The organism is Streptomyces sp. NBC_01390 (genome assembly GCF_045040105.1).
Taxonomy (GTDB): Bacteria; Actinomycetota; Actinomycetes; order Streptomycetales; family Streptomycetaceae; genus Streptomyces.
This window is the reverse complement of sequence record NZ_CP109551.1, coordinates 8,502,826-8,521,328: the sequence shown is the minus strand read 5'-3', so window position 1 is coordinate 8,521,328 and position 18,503 is coordinate 8,502,826. Positions and strand designations below refer to the sequence as shown.

17 protein-coding genes, 1 tRNA gene and 3 pseudogenes are annotated in these 18,503 nt (G+C 66.3%); 8 read left to right on the top strand and 13 right to left on the bottom strand.

The genetic code is table 11. The features are described from left to right. Positions 1-35: 35 nt before the first annotated feature. The 3 genes from lysA to OG241_RS38460 form a co-directional block, all read right to left on the bottom strand. Positions 36-1,427: a diaminopimelate decarboxylase gene (lysA, locus tag OG241_RS38470; protein WP_405822174.1), complete on the bottom strand. Its 1,392-nt coding sequence runs from the start codon at positions 1,425-1,427 to the stop codon at positions 36-38. A 34-nt stretch (positions 1,428-1,461) separates the two neighbouring features. Further along, complete coding sequence (gene nrtL / locus OG241_RS38465; RefSeq protein ID WP_405822172.1) at positions 1,462-2,466, bottom strand: ArgS-related anticodon-binding protein NrtL; 1,005 nt, start codon at positions 2,464-2,466, stop codon at positions 1,462-1,464. Positions 2,467-2,614: 148 nt separating this feature from the next. Beyond that, positions 2,615-3,121 carry a response regulator gene (locus OG241_RS38460; RefSeq protein WP_405822171.1) on the bottom strand — a complete coding sequence of 169 codons (507 nt, stop codon included), beginning with the start codon at positions 3,119-3,121 and terminating at the stop codon, positions 2,615-2,617. Between the two features lie 164 nt (positions 3,122-3,285). Between OG241_RS38460 and OG241_RS38455 the strand changes: the two genes are divergently transcribed. Continuing rightward, a tRNA-Arg gene (locus OG241_RS38455) sits at positions 3,286-3,357 on the top strand. Positions 3,358-3,560: 203 nt separating this feature from the next. Here OG241_RS38455 and OG241_RS38450 read toward each other — a convergent pair. The 5 genes and pseudogenes from OG241_RS38450 to OG241_RS38430 form a co-directional block, all read right to left on the bottom strand. Next, positions 3,561-4,367 carry a hypothetical protein gene (locus OG241_RS38450; protein ID WP_405822170.1) on the bottom strand — a complete coding sequence of 269 codons (807 nt, stop codon included), beginning with the start codon at positions 4,365-4,367 and terminating at the stop codon, positions 3,561-3,563. Between the two features lie 133 nt (positions 4,368-4,500). After that, positions 4,501-4,938: pseudogene (locus OG241_RS38445) on the bottom strand (tyrosine-type recombinase/integrase); the annotation flags it as partial. Between the two features lie 23 nt (positions 4,939-4,961). Next, on the bottom strand, positions 4,962-5,330 hold the full coding sequence (locus tag OG241_RS38440) for a hypothetical protein (protein WP_405816476.1): 369 nt from the start codon (positions 5,328-5,330) through the stop codon (positions 4,962-4,964). Beyond that, the gene (locus OG241_RS38435) at positions 5,330-6,580 is read right to left on the bottom strand and encodes an IS256 family transposase (protein WP_405816475.1); all 1,251 of its coding nucleotides are present in this window, start codon (positions 6,578-6,580) and stop codon (positions 5,330-5,332) included. Before OG241_RS38435 ends, OG241_RS38440 begins: the two co-directional genes overlap by 1 nt. A 58-nt stretch (positions 6,581-6,638) precedes the next feature. Further along, complete coding sequence (locus OG241_RS38430) at positions 6,639-7,646, bottom strand: site-specific integrase (protein ID WP_405822169.1); 1,008 nt, start codon at positions 7,644-7,646, stop codon at positions 6,639-6,641. A 72-nt stretch (positions 7,647-7,718) separates the two neighbouring features. Here OG241_RS38430 and OG241_RS38425 point away from each other — a divergent pair. After that, positions 7,719-8,887, top strand: a pseudogene (locus OG241_RS38425) (IS3 family transposase). Positions 8,888-8,914: 27 nt separating this feature from the next. On the opposite strand, the gene OG241_RS38420 reads toward OG241_RS38425, so the two are convergent. Beyond that, complete coding sequence (locus tag OG241_RS38420) at positions 8,915-9,283, bottom strand: hypothetical protein (RefSeq protein WP_405816476.1); 369 nt, start codon at positions 9,281-9,283, stop codon at positions 8,915-8,917. Then, positions 9,283-10,533, bottom strand: coding sequence for an IS256 family transposase (locus OG241_RS38415; protein ID WP_405816475.1), 1,251 nt, complete (start codon positions 10,531-10,533; stop codon positions 9,283-9,285). The genes OG241_RS38420 and OG241_RS38415 overlap by 1 nt, the downstream gene beginning before the upstream one ends. 223 nt (positions 10,534-10,756) lie before the next feature. Here OG241_RS38415 and OG241_RS38410 point away from each other — a divergent pair, with 223 nt between their 5' ends. The 3 genes from OG241_RS38410 to OG241_RS38400 all read left to right on the top strand — a co-directional run bounded on the left by OG241_RS38410 (position 10,757) and on the right by OG241_RS38400 (position 13,464). Next, on the top strand, positions 10,757-11,410 hold the full coding sequence (locus OG241_RS38410) for a DUF4145 domain-containing protein (protein ID WP_405822168.1): 654 nt from the start codon (positions 10,757-10,759) through the stop codon (positions 11,408-11,410). Positions 11,411-11,726: 316 nt separating this feature from the next. Then, positions 11,727-12,311: a hypothetical protein gene (locus tag OG241_RS38405; protein WP_405822166.1), complete on the top strand. Its 585-nt coding sequence runs from the start codon at positions 11,727-11,729 to the stop codon at positions 12,309-12,311. 601 nt (positions 12,312-12,912) lie between these two features. Beyond that, positions 12,913-13,464, top strand: a complete 552-nt coding sequence (locus OG241_RS38400; RefSeq protein ID WP_405812652.1) for a hypothetical protein — start codon at positions 12,913-12,915, stop codon at positions 13,462-13,464. On the opposite strand, the gene OG241_RS38395 is transcribed toward OG241_RS38400, so the two are convergent. Further along, on the bottom strand, positions 13,421-14,212 hold the full coding sequence (locus tag OG241_RS38395; protein ID WP_405812650.1) for an IS5 family transposase: 792 nt from the start codon (positions 14,210-14,212) through the stop codon (positions 13,421-13,423). The genes OG241_RS38400 and OG241_RS38395 overlap by 44 nt on opposite strands. A 303-nt stretch (positions 14,213-14,515) precedes the next feature. Continuing rightward, positions 14,516-15,139 carry a DUF6000 family protein gene (locus OG241_RS38390; RefSeq protein ID WP_405822164.1) on the bottom strand — a complete coding sequence of 208 codons (624 nt, stop codon included), beginning with the start codon at positions 15,137-15,139 and terminating at the stop codon, positions 14,516-14,518. A 284-nt stretch (positions 15,140-15,423) separates the two neighbouring features. Here OG241_RS38390 and OG241_RS38385 point away from each other — a divergent pair, with 284 nt between their 5' ends. Further along, positions 15,424-15,777, top strand: a complete 354-nt coding sequence (locus tag OG241_RS38385) for a hypothetical protein (protein ID WP_405822162.1) — start codon at positions 15,424-15,426, stop codon at positions 15,775-15,777. Between the two features lie 1,455 nt (positions 15,778-17,232). Here the strand turns inward: OG241_RS38385 and OG241_RS38380 are convergent. Then, positions 17,233-17,583: pseudogene (locus OG241_RS38380) on the bottom strand (site-specific integrase); the annotation flags it as partial. Between the two features lie 136 nt (positions 17,584-17,719). On the opposite strand from OG241_RS38380, the gene OG241_RS38375 reads away from it, so the two are divergent. Further along, positions 17,720-17,983, top strand: a complete 264-nt coding sequence (locus OG241_RS38375; protein WP_405822160.1) for a CopG family transcriptional regulator — start codon at positions 17,720-17,722, stop codon at positions 17,981-17,983. Then, positions 17,980-18,393 carry a type II toxin-antitoxin system VapC family toxin gene (locus OG241_RS38370; protein WP_405822158.1) on the top strand — a complete coding sequence of 138 codons (414 nt, stop codon included), beginning with the start codon at positions 17,980-17,982 and terminating at the stop codon, positions 18,391-18,393. The genes OG241_RS38375 and OG241_RS38370 overlap by 4 nt, the downstream gene beginning before the upstream one ends. The last annotated feature ends 110 nt before the right edge of the window (positions 18,394-18,503 follow it).

Below are 18,503 nucleotides of genomic sequence, written 5' to 3'. Positions count from 1 at the left end.
TCTGCTCCAGGGGTTCTCCTCCTGAGATTCTGCCGTCACCCCACGTCGAGCCGGAGCAGATCCTCCTCGGTCTCCCGCCTGACGATCACCCGGGCCTCCCCCTCGCGCACGGCGACGACGGGCGGGCGCAGGGCGTGGTTGTAGTTGCTGGCCATGGACCGGCAGTACGCGCCGGTCGCCGGCACCGCGATCAGGTCACCCGGTGCCAGATCGGCGGGGAGGAAGGCGTCCTTGACGACGATGTCCCCGCTCTCGCAGTGCTTGCCGACGACCCGCACCAGCATGGGCGCGGCCTCGGAGGTCCGGGAGACGAGAGCGACGCTGTATTCGGCGTCGTACAACGCGGTCCGGATGTTGTCCGACATCCCACCGTCGACGGAGACATAGGTGCGCAGCCCGTCGAGGGGCTTGATGGTGCCGACCTCGTAGAGGGTGAAGGCGGTGGGCCCGACGATGGCGCGCCCCGGCTCGACGGAGATACGCGGGGTGCGCAGCTTGGCGGACTCGCACTCCCGGGTGACGATCTCGTGGAGCGCCTTGGCGATCTCGTGCGGCTCGCGCGGGTCGTCGTCGCTGGTGTAGGCGATACCGAGCCCACCCCCGAGGTCGATCTCGGGCAGCTCGACGCCGTGCTCGTCACGAATGTCCTTGAGCAGCCCGACGACGCGATGGGCGGCGACCTCGAACCCGGACATGTCGAAGATCTGCGACCCGATGTGCGAGTGGATTCCGATCAGCTCGAGTCCGTCGAGCTGCAGAGCCCGCCGCACGGCCTCGGCGGCCTGCCCGCCGGCCAGCGGAATACCGAACTTCTGGTCCTCGTGGGCGGTGGCGATGAACTCGTGCGTGTGGGCTTCCACGCCGACGGTGATACGGATCTGCACGCGCTGCCGCTTACCGAGGGACTGCGCGATGTGCGCGACGCGGACGATCTCCTGGAAGGAGTCGAGCACGATCCGCCCGACACCGGCACGAATGGCGGTCTCGATCTCGTCGACGGACTTGTTGTTGCCGTGGAAGGCGATGCGGTCGGCGGGCATTCCGGCGGAGAGAGCGGTGGTGAGTTCGCCCCCGGAACAGACATCGAGGTTGAGCCCTTCGTCGTGCAGCCAGCGCACGACGGCCCGGGAGAGAAACGCCTTGCCAGCGTAGAAGACGTCGGCGTCGGCCCCGAAGGCGGTACGCCACGCACGGGCGCGCTCACGGAAGTCGGCTTCGTCGATGAGGTAGGCCGGGGTGCCGAACTCCTCGGCGAGCTTCGTGACCTCGACCCCGCCGACGCTGACGACACCGTCGGCCGTACGGGTGACGGTCGACGCCCAGACCTTCGGGTCCAGGTGGTTGAGGTCGGCGGGCGGCGCGGAGGGATGTCCCTCGGGCAGCACATCTGCGTGACGGGGCCCGGCGGGGTGTGCGGAACGGCTCATGACTGCGTGCTTCCTCAGAGGTGTCAGAGGTGGTTCAAAGATATTCGGGTGCGTCGATACCGAGCAGGGACAGGCCGCCGGCCAGCACCGTCCCGGCGGCTTCGGCGAGCGCGAGCCGGGCTCGGTGGGCGGCCGAGGGTTTCTCGTCGCCGAGCGGCAGCACGGTGGGGAGGAAGGCGAGCGTGGCATCGGCAAGGGTGACGAGATGCCGGGCGAGCCGGTCCGGGGCGCGGTGGGTGGCGGCGCCGAGGAGCAGACGGGGGTGGTCGGCGAGGGCGAGGTGAAGGGGGGCCGGTACGTCGTCCAGATCACCGGCGTACGCGGCGAAGCCGAGGTCGGCGGCGTTCCGGCCGAGGGCGCGGGTACGGGCGTAGGCGTAACGCACCCGGAAGAGGGGGTTGCTCTCCCGCTGGACCAGATACTCGGCGCCGACCCGGACCCGGTCGTGCGGGGCGGGATGAAGAAGGACCCAGCGGGCGGCGTCGGGGCCCAGGGGGGCGGGGTCGCTGGGGGCGGGGGGGAGGGTACGGAGATCAAGGATCTCGGCGCCGCCCTCATGGACGTCGGTTCCCCGCCAGAGATGCACGCGAGCGCCTTGGGAGGCGACGATCCGGGTGAGGGCGTCGGCGACGACTTCGGCTCGGGGCTCGTACGCGAGGGGCAGCCGTACCGACAGCAGCTGTCCGGCAAGGGCGTCACTGTGCCCGTACCGCAGACCCTGGTCGAGGATCTCTCGTACGAGGGCTGCGGGGGCGGCGCTGTCGAGGCTGATGTTGAGGAATCCGGGCCCGGTGATCTCGACGCCACGGACGCCGGGCGCGGCGCTGATCCGCTCGCACAGGACCTCGGCGACGTAACGGGGAGTGCGGCCGGCGGGCCGGGCCAGCTGCAGCGCGATGTTCGTGGCGTAGTCCCCGGAGCCGCCGGGTCCGGGCGCCGCGACGACGGCGCGTGCGGGGACGGCGACGGTCAGCTCTCCCGCGTCGACAGCACGACGTACCGCGCACAGCACGGTACGAGAGAGCTCGACGGGGGTCACGGGACCAGCGTATGGGAGGAGGGGGGTGGGTATGCGACTGGGTTTGGAGTGCGTCCGGCATGTGGACAGAGGGGGAAAGTGGAAGGAAGGAAGGAAGGGAGGGCGGGAGAAGGGGCGGGACGACCGGAGGGGGCGGCGAGTGCCGGTCTCAGCCGCCGACACCCCGGCCGGCTCGCTCGGCTTCGCCGGGGGCGCCGAGGGGGTCAAGGGCTCCGAGGGGCGGCACGGCCGTGGGCGTGAGGGGAGGCCCGAGGGCACTTTCGAGGGAGGCGTCGTCCCGTCCGCGTTCGGCCAACTGCTGTACGAGGCTGATGAGTTCGGAGGGGTCGAAGGGCTTGGCGAGAAACGCGTCGACGCCGACCTCCAGCCCCGCCTCGACCTCGAACTCCGTACAGGCGCTGATGATGGCGAGGGGCAGGCCGCGGGTACGGGGATCGGCACGCAGCCTGGCGGCGGTGCGCAGGCCGTCGAGCCGAGGCATCGCGACGTCGAGGGTGACGACATCGGGGCAGACCTGATGAACGACATCCAGACACTCGGCACCATCAGCCGCGGTCACGACCTCGAAACCCTCCAGTTCGAGGTTGACCCTGATCAGCTGCCGGATGACCTTGTTGTCGTCCACAACAAGAACCCGGCCGGACACGCCCGGCACAACTCGAGGGTAGGTCGAGACCGGCCACCGCGTCCGGCTTTTGCCTACTTCCACGGCACCGATCGAGCACCGACCCGGCCCGCCCCCGGCTCCCAAAACCCGTTCCTGATCACCCCGAACGAGCTGGTAGGGTTCTACCCGTCACAGCGCAACGCGCCAGACACGCCCCCGTAGCTCAGGGGATAGAGCAACGGCCTCCGGAGCCGTGTGCGCAGGTTCGAATCCTGCCGGGGGCACCTTGAATGAGGTGCCTAAAGACCCCGCCATCAGCGCTTTAGCTGAGGACGGGGTCTTCGCGTGTGTGCAGGCGGATGCCGCCGAAAGCAGCCTGATGACAGTGATCACGTTGTAATAGCGTGTTGATCTTGGGTGCTCTTTCCGCAGCTCAAGCTGCGTAGAAGACCTCGGTTTCGGTGGTACTGGATGCTCCGGTACACGCTCACTCAGCGTCCAGGTCGATCCCTGACAGCTCGGGGACGACCCCGAGGAAGGCAGCTACGTCAGTCAGGCTGTCTACGCAGCCTTCGAAGACCTCGATCCGTCGTGCGAAGTCGTTCGCCAACGCGTCAAGCCGTGGCTGAAGGTCAGCGTGGGAGGCAACCGTGATCGCGTCGTAGTAGTCGACGTCACTGCCGATGGTCAGGTCCACGAAGACATCCGCGTCCCTGATGACCGAGGGCAGACTTGGCCTGGACGAGCCGGACAGCGAGGCGACGAGATCCTTCAGCCGGGCGGGGCCGGGGGTAACTGCAAAGACAGTGATCTCTGAGGACGCATCCAACAGGACAGCATGCAGCAGACGAACGAGATCTCGGGGTGTTGAGAGATCGAACAGCCCAGCGCGATTGACGTCCTTCCAGGCATCCGGCCTGCGCCTACCAGCAGTTGAGCGCCCTGGGACGAAGCCGTTGTCACGCACCGCGTGCGGATCCTCCGCTTCGATGTCGTACTCCCAGTCGACGAGTACCGGCTCGCGTCCCAGAGTCTGTGCGGCCTCTTCTCGGTAGTAGGTAGGGATCGCGTATCGAGCCAGCCCCGCGGTCAGACGCCAGACCAGGCCGGTGTAGACGGCCACCTCTTCCATATTGTTGTTGTTCACCGCGTACTCGGTGAAGGGAGTCGGCTCGGGCGGCCAGTCCTGGAACAGGCCCGGCCAGTGACGGGTCACGGCTGTTCGCGCGCCGGGAAGGTAGCGGTAGACATTGATGCCTTGCTCCTTCGAACTCTGGAAGTGAAGGGGATGCACAGCCGTAATTTAGGCCTCGCACCGCTCGACGCTTGTCCGACCGCTCCAATCGAGCCGAGCGGCTCAGCCTCCGAGCATGACGAAAGCCTCGGATCTCTCCGAGGCTTCGCGTCGATCGGTCCTACGGACCGTTTCACTTTCCCGAGGTGTCGTCCTCCTCTCCCAGCCCCTTCAGGATCCGGTCGTTCATCTCCTGCTCCTGGCCGTCGATGCACTTCGCGTAGATCTTGAGCAGCACGTCGACCGAATGACCGGCGCGAGCTGCCACCTCTGGGGCCGGCACCCCGGAGTTGAGCCACTGGGACACGCCCGCGTGCCGCAGGTCGTATGGCCGGAAGGCAAGCACCGATGACACCTGATCCGGCAGCAAGGCCAACTCTCGCGTCTGCTTCCACACTCGCGAGTACGACGACGCAGCTACGACGTTGCCTCGCTCACTGGCGAAGAGCCGGCCGTCCTTCGCCGTGCCGAACTCCTTCAGGTGCTCCCGGAGCAGCCGTACGAGCGGCGGCGGTATCGGCACGATGCGCACTTCACCTTCCGCTCGCTGCTTCAAGCCCCGCCGGTCGTGGAGCAATTGTCAATAGTTGTGGATCAGTTCGCTTCTTGACCATTCGTAGGACTGGTGGCCTCCAGCTGTTGGCGCAGACGCCTGATTTCGGCGACGAGGCGGGGGACGGTGCCGCGGGTGGCCGCGATGAAGTGCGCGTTCTCGTCCCATCGCTCATCGACGGCATCGACGTAGCGGGGTTGTTGGATGAGGGTCGCCGCCACGATTTCGCGGTGGTCGAAGCCCGGCCACCGCTCGCCGAGGCCGGTGTCGGGCACTGTGCTCACGGCGACAAGGCTCATGGCGTCGGCATCGTCGAGGCTGCGGACGAACCACGGGCCCGGAGTCGCGGCCCCTGCCAGCTCGTCGAGTTCGTCCAGTTCCTCGTCGGTGAGGGGATCCAGGGCGGTCATCAGGCCGCGACCTCGTTTCGCTCCACGAGCTGGCCATTCTCGAACCTCGCGCCCGCGCGGACCAGCGGGACCAGGTGTGCGCCGGTGATCGCCCGCCAGCGGGCCTGGGCGGACTCCACGAGCTTGAACACCATGGCGAGGGCCGCGGCTGGGCTGCCAGCGCCGCGAGTGACCTTGGTGCGGAGCTTGACCGTGGAGAACGTGGACTCGATCGGATTTGTGGTCCGCAGATGGATCCAGTGCTCGGCCGGGAAGTCGTAGAACGCCAGCAGTTCCTCCCGGTCGTCGAGGATCTTCGCGACGGCCTTGGGCCACTTCTGCCCGTAGGTCTTCGCGAACGCGTCGATTGCCTTCTCGGCGTGCGTGCGGTCCTCGGCGTTGTAGATCTCCTGCATCGCCTTCGTCGCGCCCGGCTGCGCGGACTTCGGCAGGGCGTTCGTGACATTTCGGGCCTTGTGAACCCAGCACCTCTGATGCCTGGCTGCGGGGAAGACCTCGGCCAGGGCCCGCCACAGCCCCATCGCGCCGTCACCGACCACCAGCTCCGGGTCGCGCATGCCGCGCCGGCGGCAATCGCGCAGCAGGTCGGCCCACGACTCCGTGGACTCACGCAGCCCCTCCGCGATCGCGATCAGCTCCTTCGTGCCGTCGACGCGCACCCCGAGCAGGACCAGGACGCATGAGTGCGCCTGCCCGAGCCGGACCTTGGGGTGCACCCCGTCAGCCCACACGTAGACGAAGTCCCGGTCGGACAGGTCACGGGCCTGGAAGGCGGCGTGGTCGTCGCCCCACTGCTTCGTCAGCCGGGTCACGGTGGCCGACGACAGTCCGGCGGCCGAGCCGAGGAACTGCTCCAGCGCCGGCACGAAGTCCCCAGAGGACAGTCCGTGCAGGTAGAGCAGCGGCAGCACCTCGCTGACCTTGGGCGACTTGCGGCACCACGGCGCAAGGATCTTCGACGAGAACCGCTTGCGCTCACCGGTGGCCTCGTCCACTCGACGGTCGTTCACCCGAGGCGCGGTGACCTCGACCGGCCCGGCTGCGGTGACCACGGTCCGGGGCCGGTGATGACCGTTGCGGACCACGAGCCGACGCCCCCGCTCGTCGGTCTCGGTCGTCAACTCGGCTATGTACTGGTTGACTTCGGCCTCCAAGGCGGCGGCCAGCATCCGGCGGGCGCCCTCGCGGACGATCTCGTCGATCAGGGAGCCGGTCTCGGTCGAGCCATCGGCGTTCACTACGCTGAGCACGGGCGTGCCTTCCCGACCCGCGCTGCGAACGCGGGCCTACTCGGTGACCATCAAAGGATCATTCGGGAAGGTACGCCCTTCGCACGCCCTCCCGGAACCGATCCACAAGTCCTGAGCATTGCTCCCGGTCGTGAGCCTCACCGGAATCGGTCCACGCCTTACCAGCCGTCGGACGGGTCTCGGCCAGCTCGATACGGCCCCAGCCCTTCACCGGAAGCACGCAGTCCGAGCGACGAAGCCCCAGCGCCTCACCGGGCCGCATGGCCGCGTAGTACAAGCACCCGAAGAATGCCCGCAGCCGTCGCCCACTGGCCCGCTCGTACCCGCCGACGTACGTCACCGCCGCCAGCAGTTCCCGCGCCTGCTTCGGATTGACCACCACTCGGCGGTCGACCTCTTGCAGCGGTCGCTTCCCACGCTTACGGCGTACTCGGCTGAGCGGGTTCGAGGGCAACAGCTCCAACTCCACAGCAAATTCAAGCGAGTTGAACACCACAGCCCGACGCCGCCGGTACGTCTGCGTGGCCGCAGGCTTGCCGTCCAACTTCCGCCCAAGACCGTCGATCAGCTCATGAACCCGAGCTATCTCCTGCAACTCCGCCACCGGCAGAGACGCCCGCTCGATCCAGCGCACCGCAGAGGCGATCTCCTCCGGCCGCTCCCGCTCCCTCCGCGGCACGGGCAGCAGGTATGAGCGCAGTGCACGCCGCACGATCTCCGGCGCTGGCCGCCCCCGTACCGGCTTGACCAGTACAGGAACGACCGTCGCCAACGCATCCGTCATGCTGTCCCGCTGCTTCGCGGACGCCTCCGCCCACCGGGCATCGATGTACTTGAGCGTCAGCTCCAGGAACGACAGCGCCGCCTGTCCGCCGCGCAGCGAGTCGGGCAGACCCGTCACCGTGTCGAAGGGCTCACCCTTGTCGACGGCTCGCAGCAGCTTGGCCCTGAAACGGTCGGCCAGTGCGGTGGTCTTGTAGGACTCGCTGAACGGTTGACCGTCAACGACCCAGCGGACGAGGTAAGTCGGCTTCTTGGTCGTCCTGTTGACCGAGAGCTTCCACACTGGGCTTGATCCACTTTGACGGACATCCGAGATCAGGGGTTCTGCCCCGGGAGGATGTCCATCATGGAGAGCATGGGGAAGAAGAAGCCACGCCCTCGCCGTTCGTTCACGCCGGAGTTCAAGGCCGAGATCGTCGAGCTGTGCCGGCACGGTGACCGATCGGTCGGTGCGATCGCCAAGGACTTCGATCTGACCGAGACCGCGGTGCGTGACTGGGTCAAGCAGGCCGAGGTCGACGTGGGCGAACGCGACGGCCTGACCAGCAGCGAACGCGACGAGCTGGCCGCTCTGCGGCGGGAGAACCGTCGGCTGCGCGAGGACGTCGACATCCTCAAGCGGGCCACGGCTTTCTTCGCGAAGGAGACCCGGTGACGGTGCACCCGTTCATCGAGGCGGAGAAGCGAGACGGTCACAACGTCAAGCGCGTGTGTGAACTGCTGGAGGTCTCCCGAACCGCCTTTTATGCCCGCCGCACCGGCAGCCCCGGTCCGCGGGCGGTCCGTGACGCCGAGCTGACCGGGCAGATCACCGAGGTCCACGCCAAGTCCCGCGGCACCTACGGCTCTCCACGCATCCACGCCGTGCTGAAACGCGAGGGTGCCCTCTGCGGACGCCGTCGCGTCGCCAGACTGATGCGGGCGGCGGGCCTGGAGGGCCGCCACCGCAGACGACGGCACCTGACAACAGTCCCCGACCCCCGGGCCGCGTCCCGGCCCGACCTTCTCGTCCGGGACTTCGCACCCGACCCGGACGGCCTCGACACCCGCTGGTGCGGTGACATCACCTACGTGCGGACCGAGGAGGGCTGGCTCTATCTGGCCACCGTCATCGACATTGCCTCCCGCCGGGTGATCGGCTGGGCGACGGCCGATCATCTGCGGACCGATCTGGTCGCCGACGCCCTCACGGCGGCCTGTCGACAGCGTCGCCCCGCACGGCCGGTGATCTTCCACTCGGATCGCGGCTGTCAGTACACCAGTCAGCAATTCGCCACTCTGGCAACGGAGTTCGGCGTCCGCCTGTCCGTCGGCCGCACCGGGCAATGCTGGGACAACGCACTCGCCGAGTCGTTCTTCGCCACCATCAAACGGGAGTTGCTCGACACAAGAACCTGGCCCAGCCGGACCGCCGCACGCACCGCGATCTTCGACTTCATCGAGGGCTGGTACAACTTGCACCGCCTGCACAGCAGCCTCGGCTACCGCAGTCCCGCCGAATACGAGACCGCACACGCAGCCTGACCACGAGCAATTGTCAATAGTTGTGGATCAGTTCGCTTCTTGACCATTCGTAGGACTGGTGGCCTCCAGCTGTTGGCGCAGACGCCTGATTTCGGCGACGAGGCGGGGGACGGTGCCGCGGGTGGCCGCGATGAAGTGCGCGTTCTCGTCCCATCGCTCATCGACGGCATCGACGTAGCGGGGTTGTTGGATGAGGGTCGCCGCCACGATTTCGCGGTGGTCGAAGCCCGGCCACCGCTCGCCGAGGCCGGTGTCGGGCACTGTGCTCACGGCGACAAGGCTCATGGCGTCGGCATCGTCGAGGCTGCGGACGAACCACGGGCCCGGAGTCGCGGCCCCTGCCAGCTCGTCGAGTTCGTCCAGTTCCTCGTCGGTGAGGGGATCCAGGGCGGTCATCAGGCCGCGACCTCGTTTCGCTCCACGAGCTGGCCATTCTCGAACCTCGCGCCCGCGCGGACCAGCGGGACCAGGTGTGCGCCGGTGATCGCCCGCCAGCGGGCCTGGGCGGACTCCACGAGCTTGAACACCATGGCGAGGGCCGCGGCTGGGCTGCCAGCGCCGCGAGTGACCTTGGTGCGGAGCTTGACCGTGGAGAACGTGGACTCGATCGGATTTGTGGTCCGCAGATGGATCCAGTGCTCGGCCGGGAAGTCGTAGAACGCCAGCAGTTCCTCCCGGTCGTCGAGGATCTTCGCGACGGCCTTGGGCCACTTCTGCCCGTAGGTCTTCGCGAACGCGTCGATTGCCTTCTCGGCGTGCGTGCGGTCCTCGGCGTTGTAGATCTCCTGCATCGCCTTCGTCGCGCCCGGCTGCGCGGACTTCGGCAGGGCGTTCGTGACATTTCGGGCCTTGTGAACCCAGCACCTCTGATGCCTGGCTGCGGGGAAGACCTCGGCCAGGGCCCGCCACAGCCCCATCGCGCCGTCACCGACCACCAGCTCCGGGTCGCGCATGCCGCGCCGGCGGCAATCGCGCAGCAGGTCGGCCCACGACTCCGTGGACTCACGCAGCCCCTCCGCGATCGCGATCAGCTCCTTCGTGCCGTCGACGCGCACCCCGAGCAGGACCAGGACGCATGAGTGCGCCTGCCCGAGCCGGACCTTGGGGTGCACCCCGTCAGCCCACACGTAGACGAAGTCCCGGTCGGACAGGTCACGGGCCTGGAAGGCGGCGTGGTCGTCGCCCCACTGCTTCGTCAGCCGGGTCACGGTGGCCGACGACAGTCCGGCGGCCGAGCCGAGGAACTGCTCCAGCGCCGGCACGAAGTCCCCAGAGGACAGTCCGTGCAGGTAGAGCAGCGGCAGCACCTCGCTGACCTTGGGCGACTTGCGGCACCACGGCGCAAGGATCTTCGACGAGAACCGCTTGCGCTCACCGGTGGCCTCGTCCACTCGACGGTCGTTCACCCGAGGCGCGGTGACCTCGACCGGCCCGGCTGCGGTGACCACGGTCCGGGGCCGGTGATGACCGTTGCGGACCACGAGCCGACGCCCCCGCTCGTCGGTCTCGGTCGTCAACTCGGCTATGTACTGGTTGACTTCGGCCTCCAAGGCGGCGGCCAGCATCCGGCGGGCGCCCTCGCGGACGATCTCGTCGATCAGGGAGCCGGTCTCGGTCGAGCCATCGGCGTTCACTACGCTGAGCACGGGCGTGCCTTCCCGACCCGCGCTGCGAACGCGGGCCTACTCGGTGACCATCAAAGGATCATTCGGGAAGGTACGCCCTTCGCACGCCCTCCCGGAACCGATCCACAAGTCCTGAGCATTGCTCGGCCTGACCACCACACCAATGGTGTCCGTCAAAGCGGAACAAGCTCAGTCTCCGACTATGGCGAGCACGACATGCGGATGGTGCGGACGGTTGGCTCACATGAGACCTGTCGGCGGTGCCGAGATTGTCTCCGACCAGAACAGTCATCTCAACGTAGGGTTTGAGACCTATCAATGTGCCAACTGCCGTCGGCTAGTCCTCGCCTACGGATGGACTGACTTCCAGCCTACGGACCCATGGGACGACACTCCTTCTGATCTCTGGAACCACCCAGAAGCCCAGGAGCCCCGATGGCTGCCTCCAGCCAGGTCCAATAGGACGTTTGCTGACGTCCCGGAAGCCATCGAGTCACTCGCAGTAGAAGCACACGATTGCCTCGCCATCAAGGCAGACAGAGCTGCCGTCACGCTCGCTCGTGCAGTCGTCGAGGCATCCGCGAAGGAGAAAGGGGTAACAAGAGGGAACCTGATCGCGAAGATCGATGAGCTGCATAACCTGGGACTGTTGCGCGGGCACATCAAGGAAGCAGCACACGAAGTGCGCTTCGGCGGCAATGAGGCAGCACATGGCGATCTAACCTCAGTTGATCACGAGGTGGCCGAAGAGATCTTGACGCTCATGGACGAAGTACTGAACGAGCTATTTCAGTCCCCGGCACGTGTGGCACGTGCCCGCCAGCGTCGCATAGAGCGGTCCCAAGCGCCCTCTGCGCCGATGAACAGCGCCGCGCCAGAAGGGCAGTCGAACAACTGAATCCTTGGTGATGCACTCACCGCGTGTCCGCTCTTCGGCGAAACGGCAGCTGTGAGTGTCTAACTGCGTGACAACGCCGACGAACACCGGCGGACGAGTGCGAACGTCTGTGGCCATCAGCGCAGGTAGGAAGCACCCCAGCCCAAGGCAGAGTCTCCACCCAAGTTGCTTCGGGACGAAGCAGTCGCTCGGCCGAGGCATGAGTGCTCGCGATGGGGACCCAGCTCGTCCAAAACCCACTCACACCGAGGCTTCTGGCGCTGGCATGCTGGCAAGTCCGAGTATCGGACCGCAGCCCCAGGGGGACAGCTTGATCGTGAACCGGCGTATCGGCAGCGAACAGCCTGATGAGCACGACGAGCTAGAACAGCACCTCACCCAGAAGCTCAACGTCCCGCTCGCCTGGCCCGAAGATAGCGGCCTCACTGTCAGCCACGTTGCCAAGATCGCTGCTGCTGCAACCTGTGACACCGCCTACAGCCAAGCTGCCAACGGGCACTTGATCGACCTCTTCGCGGCGCTTCCGTTGCCGGGAACCACAGAAGGGAGGAACTTCTGGGAGCGCATCCGCGACACCGGAGGCAGCGCAGCTTGGAACGTCCACCCTGGCAACATGGGCCAGGGCTACTTCGACCGCATCCATGACGGCAACGAGGGCGGCATCGCCTCCCGCGTCCTGAGCTTCCTGGAGGAGCTGACGCCCTCTCAGCGAACGGCCGTGGCTGAGGTCATCGGCTCAGTCCTCGACAACGGCACCCTCGGCGTTAGTGGCCGCTACGGGGGCGAGCTGTGGCTACGGGACGCAGAGATGAGCGCATGGCGCGTCGCGCTGGCCAGTCGGCGGGAGTTCGAAACGGCACAGGACCGTGAGCGATTCTTCGAAGCATGGCGCCGCGCCTGACCGCCTGGCGCACCCCAAGTCGCGTACAGCAGAGAGGTACCGCAACCTCAGCAACCAACCCCGTCTAACAGGATCCGCCCATGGCTCCTCAACGACCGGTCTGACCCTCACTGACCGATCCACATAGAGCTACGGACCAGAGGGCATAACCTGTTGAGCGGTGAGGTCGTCCGCACGGTAAAGGCCGCGACCCGGGGTGCGACAAGGGTCGGCTGCCTCACCACTCAGAGCGTGCCAGATCCGTGCCAGGTGGAGCGGGGAGCCACGGGGAATGGCGAGTACTGAACCGCTAGCGTCGAAGCAGTTCCGCACGGTCGGCCGCAGGTCAGGCGCCCAGCAGGCCCAAAAACACCTCAGCTTCCCAAGCTGAGGGCTCCGCACCGTCGTCACGGGCCGGTCGTCGCGGCTTGCCCTGGTCGACGGTCCGGCAGCGTGGTTGAGGCTGGTGGGGGTGCAGCGAGGCATACGCGCGCCTCATCGGTCGGCTAAGAAGCTGTTGTCTTTCCGGACTTGAGGACTGCGTTTCCGCTGGTCAGGCGTAGGGTCGGCGATCCCGTGGGAGTTGTGGCCTGTCGTGTTGTCGCTGCCCGGGAGGTCGTGGATGCCGTCGGTGGTTGGGCTGTTGGAACAGCGTGAGCTGGGTGCTCGCCGTCGTGTTGACGAGCTGCGGGAGGAAGCCGACCGTGTCCAGGCCGAGTTGGCCGTGGCCGAGCGGGAATGGAGGGAGTGGGCCATCGCCTGCTCGCGGGTCGGCGAGGTGCTGGCCCCCGTGGACGAGAGCGGGCAGGACCCCGCCCGGGCCGAGGGGACCGCGCCAGCCGCCGGGGAGCAGACCGGAAAGACGCCGCAGGTGCCGGAGGCAGCGAAGAGGAAGTCGCAGGTTCCGATGTGGCGTGAGGGGCTGGCCTGGTCGGTGCTGTCGGTGGACTATCAGCGCATCCTCACCGCGCTCGCGGACCGGGACCGGCTCCGTCAAGGTCCGCTGACCTGCCAGGAGTTGGCCGTGTTGTTCGGTCTTGACGTGGTGCCGGCCAAGGTGGAGGCGCTGCGGTCGAAGGCGAAGCGACTGGTCGCGCGGGGCTGGCTGGCCGAGGGGCAGCCGGGACGGTTCACGCTCGCTGCGGGTGTGGCCGGGCGAGGCGGCGGGTCATGAGCAGGGTCATCGACCAGTAGATCATCGCTTCGGCGCTGGTGGTGCGGCGTTCGTAGTCGCGTGCCAGGCGGCGGGTGCGCATCAGGTGGGCGAAGAGGCGCTCGACGATCCACCGTTTGGGCAGGACCACGAAGCCGCGCATGTCGTCGCTGCGTCTGACGATCGCGAGGACCAGGGCGAGCACGGTGAGGCAGCGCTCGACGAGGCTGCCGGTGTAGCCGCCGTCGGCCCAGACCAGCTCCAGCCGGTGGTGGGCGTCGGCGACCTGCCGCAGCAGGACCTGGGCGGCGGCGCGGTCGCCGGTGTCCGCGGCGGTGACCATCACGCCCAGCAGCAGGCCGAGCGTGTCGACCACGACGTGCCGCTTGCGCCCGTTGACCAGCTTTCCGCCGTCGAAGCCGCGGCTGTCCGCACCGACGACGGCGTCCGCCTTGACGGACTGCGAGTCGATCACGCCAGCCGTCGGCTCCGTGTCGCGCCCGTCCCTTTCGCGGATCCTTGCGCGCAGCCGGTCGTGGAACTCCTTGACCAGCCAGTGGTCGCGCCAGCGGCGGAAGAACGCGTAGACCCGGTCCCACGGCGGGAAGTCGGCGGGCATGGCCCGCCACTTGATGCCGTTGTCGACCAGGTAGCGGATCGCGTCGAGTATTGCCCGGTGGCAGTACGCCTCCGGCTGTCCGCCCCGGCCGCGCAGCCAGCCCGGCACGGGCAGCAGCGGCCGGGCCACGGTCCACTCCGCGTCCGTCATGTCCGAGGGATACCGCCGAACACGTTCCGGGTGATCGGCTGCGTTTCCGAACCGGTGGGCGACACAATCACACGTCGGTGCAGCCGAGTTGAACTCCACCGGCGTGTGCACGTACAACTGCGGCAACAGGGTCTCCTGGATCTCGGTTGGCTTCGCAACCCCGAGCTACCAAGAGGCCCTGCCTTCATGCCCGCAGCCGGCGCCAACCACCCGATCGAGACTCCCGTTCGACGCACACCCCTCAAGATCGGAACGACAACAGCTACTAACCCGCCATCGTGGCGGGCTGTCGTCGGCTGAGGATCAGATCGAACAGTGTTTGGCAGCTTCATCAGCGAAGGCGCAGAGCATCCCAATGGACTCCCGGTACTCGTCGGGGTCTTCGGGGTGGTCGCGTGCCTTGCTGGCCGGCCCGTCGATCCACTGTTGCCAGAGTCCGCCCGGGACGAGGAACCGGGCCGTGCGATCGGTACCGAGCTTGGCGTCGAGCAGCAAGAGCGCGCCAAGGGCGGCCGTTTGGTCGTAGTAGAGGTCAAGGCGAGGCAGGTAGCGGTCGAGGTAAGCGACCAGGAGGTCAGCGTCGGCGGAGGTGCCGAAGGTGGCCAGGGCAACGCAGTAATCCTGCCCCGCGAAGGGCCCCGCACTGGCGAGCAGGAGTTCGCCGAGACGTTCCCGGAACTCGGTTCTGCCGGCAACGGCGATGAGCCAGGCGGCCGTTCCCCTCTCGCGCCATCCTCGGTCGAGCAGCACGCCCAGTTCACGAGGACTGATCTCACCGGCAGCCTTGCCCAGCGTCCGCATGAACTTGGCTCGGTCGCGCCCACCCATACCGAGAAGTGCGCCGCCGAGCTTGAGATACCGACGGTCGCGCGTGACATAGCGGCGAGTCAACTTGAGCATCTCGTACTCTTCACGGGTCCAGCGCATGCCAGCATCCTTGTACGGACGAAGCTGTCAGACCAGCGATCCCACCGGGTCAGGCGGTTCAGCCCCGCGTGTCTCTCCGTCTCAGTTTCCGTCTCGTTCAGTCCAGTTCACGGCCGTTCAGGAAGGACCGCACGCAGGTCTCGTCTCGCGATCCAACCGCCCATGAACCCAGGTGAACGCCCCTGTACGGGCCCCGAGGGACACCACCACAGTTGGAAAGCGTGTTGGTCTGTACGGAAGCTGGGGCCCAAGACACCGCCAGTCGCGGCAGCTAGGTTGAGGGCGTGGACGAGGAAGCGATCACCATCAGACTCACGCGCGACCAAGCGTTCGTGCTGTCGGACTGGCTCTACCAAGTCATGTTCCAGTCCGACGACCTTGAAGGGATCGTGCACGACCGAGCCGTCTGGTCGCCGATCTACGCGATCTCCGGAACGCTGGACAAGACGCTGATCGAGATCTTCATGCCCGGCTACGACCCACGCCTCGAAGCGGCCAAGGAGCGTCTACGCGCCGATCTGTACGGAGGAGCCGACGAGTCGACAGCACCGCGCCAGGACACGGCCGACGCACCACAAACGCACCAGGTAGAGCGCGGAACAGCGGGGAACCACGGTGAAAGCGACCGAGCGCAATAAGAGCTGGTGCCAGGCGAACGCCCAGTTCAGTATCCTTCCCCGCTCCAAATACCCCCAGCTTCCCAAGCTGATGGCGATGGGCAGCCATCTATGAGATCACCAGCAAAACTATCCACATCAGGGCGGCAAACGAGGGTAGTGCATAGACGATTAGTGGCAGCGAACTCCAACCCGGTGGCCGACACGTCAAAGTCTCCGCATACTCAGAGAATAATGCAGTTGCGCGGCGTTGTATCGCTCGAAAGTACTTAAAATGTCGGTGTCCGACGTACAACCAGCCAACCGTGGATACGATCCCGAACGCTGCGATCACCTGAGCAGAGGGCAGGTTTCTGTCACCAGAAGCCAGTATGGTGGCGTAGGCCACGGCCAAGAGGGACTGAGCTACCAAGAACAGGTTTCCCTGCTGGTAGCGCACATTGTCCTCGTGAAGGCAGTGCTGCCACAGCCGGTCGCCTGCCGCCGCTTGGCGTGCGTTCGCTTCATCGGTTGATTCCCCCATGAGAGCTTCTTGCCCTTCCGCTGTGCGGAACTACCCCGTCCATAAGTGAATCGCGACAGAGGCAGTGCGGCAGCGAAGTACAGCGACCCTTGTGAACATCGTGCATGCCCCCATTGGTCGATCTCTGTACAGCTACGGATCAGAATATTCTGACATTTGCAGCTGACCCCCACGACGATAGAGATGCACGCCCGCTGCGGAGTCGATATTGCACACGATGTTTCATCAATGACATAGTTATCGAAGTACTTGGACCACGGTAGTAAGCAAGCTGGCCAAAGAGGCCACTACGACACCAAGAAGAATATATTTCTGAGATGTAGAGTGCAGACGCGCTGAACGCTCAGCCTCTGCTCGACCGGTGACAAAATCCAACAACGCTCGAAGTATGTCGGCGTCTAACTCTTCCCCAGTTCCGTCTTGAGTGGGCTCTGGATCACTTAGCAGTGCCAGGTTCTGAGTGTTTGGGCGCTGCTGACTAGCAGGATCTTCCCCCCGAGGCCTTCTTCGCGCAAAGCGTGCATGCAAGGTATAAGAGTTTTGTAGACCAACTCCAGTGGGATACAAGTTCGCACTCTTTCTAAAAATTCCGGGAAATTCATTAAGCGCCCGCGCCACGGCCATTTCGGATAGACCAAGATCTTGGGCCAGTCCATTGGGGGAGCGACTACGCCATCTCGTTAGTCCCATGTATGTAATTAACGCGATCAGTGTGTCAAGTTGTTCGTCGTAGGGCGATGCCTCAGCCATCTCGCCAGTTTGATGCCTCCCACTGACGGTGAAAAGAGGGCGAAAACGCCCAAAAAAGAAAATACTCGCAATAGGAACAAGCCTCCACCCCAGCCCCTCACTGCAACCGCAGCAGCTCTAGCGGGGATCAAGGTGCAGACGACCGACGGGATGACGATCACGAGGTCCCATGCGCCCAGACCGGGTTGCCGATCTGGCCCCGGCGCGGCTTCCTCGTGACCATCGAGACAACCGTGATAGCGGCGGTGGATGACCTCCGGCGAGTTGCCGACCGGCGGGTTCCCTCAGCGATCGGTACCCCAGCATTCAGCCATCGCGTGATGCACACGTGCCGCAGGGCGTACGGCAAGCGGCGAGTCAACGCGATCCGGCGGGAGGGCGTACTCCCGCGCTTCCTCCCACACCCGCCAGTACGTGGATGAGCCGACAACTCCCCCGCGTTCGTTGCCGAACACCCGCCCTTCTTCGGCGGTCCCGAACTCCTTCAGGTGCTCGTGGAGGATCGCCACCAAGACGGGCGGAGTCGGCACCGGCCGGTCCGTGGCCACCTCGCGCCAGCCAGATCGTGCGGTTGACCAGCGCAGCCGCCAAGCATGAAGAGCGGGAACCAGTCTCACTGAGTCCCGCTCTTTGGCGTTGCCTCTGCCAGCCTCATTCAACCAATGGGGGATGCTAGGTAGGATAGGTAGCATGAGTGAGCCTACCGGCAAGTACTCGATCACCATGCCGCGCGATATCGCCGAAGCCGCCAAGGCCCGCAGTGGGCCCTCCGGGCTGTCCGCCTACGTCGCTGCCGCCGTTGCCCGTCAGATCGAGCGGGACAACCTCAATGAGCTCGTCACGGTCGCGGAGGCCGAACACGGCCCCATCACCGACGAAGAGATTCAGGCCCTGCGCGACCAACTCCACCAAGTCCGAGAGCAGCAGACCCGAGGCGGGGCGACCGCCGCGTGACCCCGTCCCCCGCTGTCCCCGGCGGCACCCTGGTTCTCGACAGTGAAGGGCTGGCCAAGGCCGTCCTGCGGGACCGTACGGTCACCGGCTGGCTCGCCCTCGCCCGCGCCGACGACCTACGGGTGGTCACTTCCGCAGCCACCCTTGCGGAGGTGATCCACCCACGGATCAATCGCCCGGCTCTGGAATGGACTCTGTCCCGCCTCGTCATCGAACCGGTCACCGAACCCGTTGCCCGTCACGCCGCCACCCTCCTCGCCGACGCCGGTCTGCACGGCCACAAGTACGCCATCGACGCCATGCTCGGCGCCACAGCCCTCGCCGCCCCCGGTCCGGTCACGGTTCTCACCTCAGACCCCGAGGATCTGACCGCCCTGTGCGGCTCTCGCATCACCGTCATCAAAGTCTGACGCCGGCGTCCGAGAGGGATGCACTGTCGGCCGTAACGTCGGAGCGTCCGTCGCAGGACAAAGGCCCACGCGCGGTGTCGGGTGGCTCTCAGATCCCAGTGCCTCCGCCT

Bases quoted from the DNA above. Each gene is read 5' to 3' on its own strand.
- lysA (WP_405822174.1), bottom strand. From the start codon at position 1,427: ATGAGCCGTTCCGCACACCCCGCCGGGCCCCGTCACGCAGATGTGCTG.
- OG241_RS38395 (WP_405812650.1), bottom strand. From the start codon at position 14,212: ATGACGGACGCGGAGTGGACCGTGGCCCGGCCGCTGCTGCCCGTGCCG.
- OG241_RS38440 (WP_405816476.1), bottom strand. From the start codon at position 5,330: ATGACCGCCCTGGATCCCCTCACCGACGAGGAACTGGACGAACTCGAC.
- OG241_RS38400 (WP_405812652.1), top strand. From the start codon at position 12,913: ATGCCGTCGGTGGTTGGGCTGTTGGAACAGCGTGAGCTGGGTGCTCGC.
- OG241_RS38420 (WP_405816476.1), bottom strand. From the start codon at position 9,283: ATGACCGCCCTGGATCCCCTCACCGACGAGGAACTGGACGAACTCGAC.
- OG241_RS38390 (WP_405822164.1), bottom strand. From the start codon at position 15,139: ATGCGCTGGACCCGTGAAGAGTACGAGATGCTCAAGTTGACTCGCCGC.
- OG241_RS38375 (WP_405822160.1), top strand. From the start codon at position 17,720: ATGAGTGAGCCTACCGGCAAGTACTCGATCACCATGCCGCGCGATATC.
- OG241_RS38410 (WP_405822168.1), top strand. From the start codon at position 10,757: ATGAGACCTGTCGGCGGTGCCGAGATTGTCTCCGACCAGAACAGTCAT.